The organism is Novosphingobium sp. BL-S-33, assembly GCF_056857025.1.
Genome location: NZ_CM166474.1, coordinates 288,961 through 295,000 on the forward strand (window position 1 = coordinate 288,961; position 6,040 = coordinate 295,000).

The window sequence follows — 6,040 nt, forward strand, 5'->3', positions numbered from 1 at the left end:
CGGGTTCGGCCGCCATCCCGGCGCCGAATGCGCGCCCGAATCCGGTGGCCGGGCGGCGAGAATGGCCCTGATTCTGCGCTTGCTCCACCTTATCTTACCCCAGTGCAGGACGACCCGCGTCGAAAAGCTCGCGACGCGCGGAGGTTTCGATTACAGTGACCATCCTTCGCCAGCTTGCGATTCAAACGCCCGCTCCTACATTGGCGGGTGAAAGGACGGTTTCTCCAACGATGAACGACGACCAGCCTAGCGGCAATCCCTGGGTCAAGAGCCTGCTCGTGTGGGGCGGCATTTTCCTCGCACTCCTGATGGTTGTGTCGATGTTCAACACCCGCGCCGAAAGCGGGCCGACCATCGCCTATTCCGATTTCCGCGCCAAAGTTGCCGAAGGCAGCGTGGCCACTGTGGAGATCGGTGAAGACCGCATCGACGGCAAGCTGAAGAACGGCGATTCGTTCACGACCGTACCGGTCCCGAACGACACCACGCTCACCCAGCTCCTGCAGGACCACGACGTGCGCTATGCCGGCAAGAGCCCTGAAGAGGGCTCGATGCTGGTCTATATCCTCGCGCAGACCCTGCCTTTCCTGCTGATCGTCGGCATCGCGTTCTTCGCGCTGCGGCAGGTCCAGAAGGGCGGCGGCTCCGGCGCGATGGGCTTCGGCAAGTCCAAGGCCAAGCTGCTGACCGAACGCTCGGGACGCGTCACTTTCGACGACGTTGCCGGCATCGACGAAGCGCGCGAGGAGCTGGAGGAAATCGTCGAGTTCCTGCGCGATCCCACCCGCTTCTCGAAGCTGGGCGGCCAGATCCCGAAGGGCGCACTGCTGGTCGGCTCGCCCGGTACCGGCAAGACCCTGCTCGCCCGCGCCATCGCGGGTGAGGCAGGCGTGCCGTTCTTCACGATCTCCGGCTCGGACTTCGTCGAAATGTTCGTCGGCGTCGGCGCAAGCCGCGTGCGCGACATGTTCGAACAGGCCAAGAAGAACGCGCCCTGCATCGTCTTCATCGACGAAATCGACGCGGTCGGCCGCCATCGCGGTCATGGCCTCGGCAATTCGAACGACGAGCGCGAGCAGACGCTGAACCAGCTTCTGGTCGAAATGGACGGCTTCGAGGCCAACGAGGGCATCATCATCATCGCGGCGACCAACCGCCCCGACGTGCTGGACCCCGCGCTGCTGCGTCCCGGCCGCTTCGACCGTCAGGTCGTGGTGCCGGTGCCGGATATCGAAGGCCGCGAGAAGATCCTGGCCGTGCACATGAAGAAGGTGCCGCTGGCGCCCGACGTGAACCCGCGCGTGATCGCGCGCGGCACTCCGGGCTTCTCGGGCGCGGATCTTGCCAACCTCGTGAACGAAGCCGCCTTGCTGGCCGCGCGACGCAACAAGCGCCTCGTCGCCATGCAGGAGTTCGAGGACGCCAAGGATAAGGTCATGATGGGCGCGGAACGCCGCTCCATGGTCATGACCGACGACGAGAAGAAGATGACCGCTTACCACGAGGCCGGCCACGCCATCGTCTCGCTGCATGAGGCGGCTTCGGACCCGATCCACAAGGCCACCATCATCCCGCGCGGCCGCGCGCTGGGCATGGTGATGCGCCTGCCGGAGCGGGACAGCTACTCGTACCACCGCGACAAGATGCTCGCGAACCTCTCGGTCGCCATGGGTGGCCGCGTGGCCGAGGAACTGATCTTCGGGTACGACAAGGTTTCGTCGGGCGCCTCGTCGGACATCCAGTATGCCACCGGTCTGGCCCGCAACATGGTCACCAAGTGGGGCATGTCGGACAAGCTGGGCCCGCTCCAGTACGAGGAACAGCAGGAAGGCTACCTCGGCATGGGCGGCTCGCATCGCCTGATGGCCTCGGACGAGACCAACAAGGTGATCGACAGCGAAATCCGTGGTCTGGTGGACGATGCCCACGCCCGCGCGACGACGCTGCTGAGGGACAATGCCGAGCAGCTTGAAGCGCTGGCGCAGGCTCTGCTGGAATACGAGACGCTTTCGGGCGAAGAGATCGACCGTCTTCTTTCCGAAGGCAAGATCGACCGTCCGAACGAGTCTCGTGGAAACGGCTCGCCGCGTCCGTTGACCGGCTCTGCCATTCCCAAGGCCGGCCGCCGCTATTCCGGCAGCGCGACGCCGCAGGGCGCCTGAACTATCTGATATCGAATACCCGGCCTTCCCCTCGTGGGAAGAATGCAGGAGAGGGCGAGGACGGCGGTGTCCTCGCCCTTTTTTTGTTGGGCGGAGGTTGCCCGGATCCCGGAGGCGCGGCGTGAGGTTTCATCCTTCGACAAGCTCAGGATGAGCGGAGGGGGATTTTCAGATCAGGGGCATGGCCAGTGCCCGCAAGTACCGCTCAGGCTGAGCCTGTCGAAGCCCTCAGGGGCGCGGCGCGCGGTCCCATCCTTCGACAAGCTCAGGATGAGCGGAGCGCGAAATGGCAAGACTTCGATCATGCCGAGCGCGAACATTCCCTGTCCTTACCCCGTCCCGCTCAGGCTGAGCTTGTCGAAGCCCCCTGAGCCGAGGCGCGAGGCCGCGTCTTTCGACAAGGTGATGAAGGCGCCGTGCGTTTGCGGATCCGGCTTTCGGGCGAACCGCAAAATGGATCCTGAAACAAGTTCAGGATGACGCGGCTCACATGATGCAGGAGCTCTCTTCCCGATCGCAGGCCCTACGTCTGCGCCGTCAGCGCCACAAAGAACAGCAACAGCGCAGTGCAAGCGAAGATCACCAGCAGCGCCGTACGCCACAGCGCGCCGCGACGGGCAAGACCGTAGGTCCCCTTGAGCTGCGCATACATGTGAAACGGCGGAACGAAGAACAGCAGCCCCTCCAGCGTTCCGGCTCCCACCGCGCCGAGCAGCATCGCCACGACCGCCAGCAGCGTCATGAAGCAGATCGAATAGGTCGCGAACACGGTGTGCTCGTAAAGATGGAAGCGGCGGCTGAAGGGAAACAGCAGCCAGAGGAACGGCACCGAGATCGGGATCAGCGCCCAGCTGTATTTGTAGGCATAAGTCTGAAGCTTGTAGGCAGCCAGGTCCGGGTTCTGGCGAAATTTCGCGACGGCCTGCTGGATCGGCCGGATATCGCTGATCTGCTGCACGTCACCGCCGTTCTCGGTGACGGCATCGTGGGTGTCGCGCATCACGCCCAGTGCGGTTTCCTTGCTGTCGATCTCCTTGTCGATCTGGTCCGTGTCCTTGCCCGCGGCGGCGAGGGCTTTGCGCCGCGTCTTGAGGCCGTCGATGCGCTTCTCGCTGGAGGCGATCGCCTTGGCCAGTTCGGTCGGGCTGGTCATCTTCGCTCCCAGATTCTCCGGCTCCTCGGTGGCGTGGAACACGCCGAACATCAGGAAGACGCAGAACAGGAACAGCGCGATGGGCGAAACGTAGCTCGCGCGCCGGCCATCGATATATTCGCGCGTCAGCTTGCCCGGGTGCCGGATGAGCATGGGCAGCGTGCGCCAGATCTTGCCTTCGAAATGGAAGACCCCGTGCATCAGGTCATGGAAAAAGGCGCCGAGCGTGCGGTGGACATGCGCGGCCTGGCCGCAGGCGTGGCAATGCGATCCGACCAGTGCGGTTCCGCAGTTGAGGCAGGCGGATTCGTGCGTGTGCCCCTTGCCGCCGTCCGCGCCCTCGCCCGCATGCGGTTCCACCGCGCGTGCCGCGAAAGCGCCCTGCCCCATATCCGCCAGGCTTTCCGTCAGATCGCTCACCGTTTCCCCCAATGATGTCTGAGGGCTAACCTAACCCGTGTTGGGGGCGGAGAACAACCATTGCGCGTGTGGCATGCCGGGCGGCTGCGAAGCGGCCCGCAATCCGCAGCTTTGCTCAATCCTGCCGTTCGGCCAACTTGGCCTCGATCGCGCGCCAGAGCATCGCGAAAGCCTGCGCCGCCGGGCTGCCCGGCGCAATCGCGCCGACCGGACGTTGCTGCACCGCACATTGCTCGACCACACTGGCATAGGGCACCGCCGGCCAGTTCGGCTGCGCTTCCCGCACCTGCCGATGGAGCGACCGCCGCATGTCGAGCATGGAAAGCACCGGCAGGATCGGCGGATGGCGCTTGGTGGTCCCCGCGATCTCCCGCACCACGAGTTCGAGCGCGCGCGCTGAGAGCGGCGACGGCGGCAACGGCACGATAATCAGATCAGCCGCGCGCGCGACTTGCGCCGAAAGCTCGTTCAGCACCGGCGGACAATCGAGCAGGATGCGTGCGTAATCGGCCGACAGGTCCTCAGCCAGCTTGGCCAGGCGCTTGCGCTTGCCGATGCGCATCAGGTGCGCGTCCAGCGCGCGGATGCTCTCGTCCGCCGGCAGCACGTCCACCAGCGGGTCCGCCGTCTTCTGAATCAATTTGGTGGCTGGCCGGTCGCGCGTGAACACTTCTTCGGCCAGACGCGAGCCTTGCGGTTCAAGACCATAGAGAAAGCCCGATCCACCCGCCGCGTCGAGATCCCAAAGCAGCGTGCGATGGCCCGAGGTCTGCGCCGAGCACCACGCCAGATTGGCCGCGAACGTGGTCTTCCCCACGCCGCCCTTGACGCTGTAGATCGCGATCGTGGCCGAACGCGGCCCCTTCCCCGACGCCCCCGAAGCGTCTTCCCCGGACGCGACAACGGGCCGCACCCTCTTCAGGGCCGGCCCGCTGCTCCCGGCTATCCGGGGCAATCTATGCTTGCCTGCAACCACTCGCAGATGGTTGCCCGCGATCGCGCCGCAGTCAACCCATCAGAGCCGCTACGGATACGATCACTGTGCAGCAATCAACCGTCGTAGTCGCCGCCGATCGAGGTGTTGCGCGTCGGTGCCGAAGCGGTGATGCGCAGGGCCTCTGCCGACTGGCTGAGCGAGCCGACTTCGTCCATCGCATCGTCGTCGTCAGGCAGGACGCGCTGCATCGAGGTGACCAACGATTCCTTGAGTTCGTTCGGACGAACGGTCTGCTCGGCGATTTCGCGCAGGGCAACGACCGGGTTCTTGTCGCGGTCGCGTTCGACGCTGAGTTCGGCGCCGCCCGAAATCTCGCGCGCACGCTGCGCGGCGAGCAGGACGAGATCGAACCGGTTGGGGATCTTGTCGACACAGTCTTCGACAGTAACGCGCGCCATGGGCACTCCGTGAATAAATCGCTGGATCGGTAAACGCTGCCCGATAGGCCGGGGGGCGCGCAGAGTCAAGAAAACTGCGCACGCCCACCGAACCGATTCGCCTTAGCCGAAGGGGCGCAGCGTCAGTTGCAGGAAGAACTCTGCCCCGGATCGAGCGAGCGCGTGCGAAACATGATTTGTCCGCCACGAAAAACGCCCCGGCATGCATCGATGCCGGGGACGTCGATCAATACCGATCATTTGCGCTGCGCCGCAGTCGCATCCCGGGTCCCGCGGAACTCGCTGTCCTGCGACCAGTTCGGCCAGACGTGACTGTCGGCAAGGCGATCGCCCACATTATACAGCAGCGTCAGGTCGCTGGTCCAACCGCTGGTATCCCAGTTCGGATCGTATTCGTCCGCCGGCTGATGGTACTTGTCGCGGGTATAGGCGTCGGACAGTTCCTTGCCGCGCGCATCGCCGCCATCGACCAGTTCACGGCCCGGACTGAACGAGATCGCCGGCACCCCGCGCTTCGCCATCGAGAAGTGGTCCGAACGGTAGAAGCTGCCGGCCTCCGGGCGCGCGTCAGGGGTATAGTGGCGGCCCAGCTTCTGCCCTTCCTCCGTCAGCATCGTCAGTAGATCGAGCTTCGCCGCGCCCGAGATGCTGAAATTCGTGGTCTTCGCCATCGAGAGCGGGCCGTCCATGTTGATGACACCGGCCGTCGTCGCCAGCGAGCGCAATGGATTGTCGGCATAGTATTCCGAACCGAGCAGGCCCTTTTCCTCGGCCGTCACGGCCAGGAACAGCACGGAGCGTTCGGGCTTGGGCCCCTTGGCGAAAGCGCGCGCCAGTTCGATCAGCGTCGCGGTGCCCGAGGCATTGTCGCGCGCGCCGTTGTAGATGCGGTCGCCCTTCGCGTCGGGCG

At 64.8% G+C, this 6,040-nt stretch carries 5 protein-coding genes (1 of these 5 cut by a window edge); 1 reads left to right on the forward strand and 4 read right to left on the reverse strand.

Going from position 1 to position 6,040, the window contains the following annotated elements:
* The first annotated feature begins 230 nt into the window (after positions 1 to 230).
* Positions 231 to 2,162, forward strand: coding sequence for an ATP-dependent zinc metalloprotease FtsH (gene ftsH / locus AC1VVM_RS01295; protein WP_482955647.1), 1,932 nt, complete (start codon positions 231 to 233; stop codon positions 2,160 to 2,162).
* Positions 2,163 to 2,685: 523 nt separating this feature from the next.
* Here the strand turns inward: ftsH and AC1VVM_RS01300 are convergent.
* The 4 genes from AC1VVM_RS01300 to AC1VVM_RS01315 form a co-directional block, all read right to left on the reverse strand.
* Positions 2,686 to 3,735, reverse strand: a complete 1,050-nt coding sequence (locus tag AC1VVM_RS01300; protein WP_482904936.1) for a DUF3667 domain-containing protein — start codon at positions 3,733 to 3,735, stop codon at positions 2,686 to 2,688.
* Positions 3,736 to 3,850: 115 nt separating this feature from the next.
* Entirely contained in the window at positions 3,851 to 4,648 is a 798-nt protein-coding gene (locus AC1VVM_RS01305; RefSeq protein WP_482904937.1) for a ParA family protein, read from the reverse strand.
* Between the two features lie 137 nt (positions 4,649 to 4,785).
* Complete coding sequence (rpoZ, locus tag AC1VVM_RS01310; protein ID WP_132387391.1) at positions 4,786 to 5,130, reverse strand: DNA-directed RNA polymerase subunit omega; 345 nt, start codon at positions 5,128 to 5,130, stop codon at positions 4,786 to 4,788.
* 236 nt (positions 5,131 to 5,366) lie between these two features.
* Positions 5,367 to 6,040: the 3' end of a M28 family metallopeptidase gene (locus AC1VVM_RS01315; protein WP_482955648.1), read on the reverse strand. It continues 1,006 nt past the right edge of the window; the window shows 674 of its 1,680 coding nt (coding positions 1,007-1,680); its start codon lies off the right edge, out of view; it ends in the stop codon at positions 5,367 to 5,369.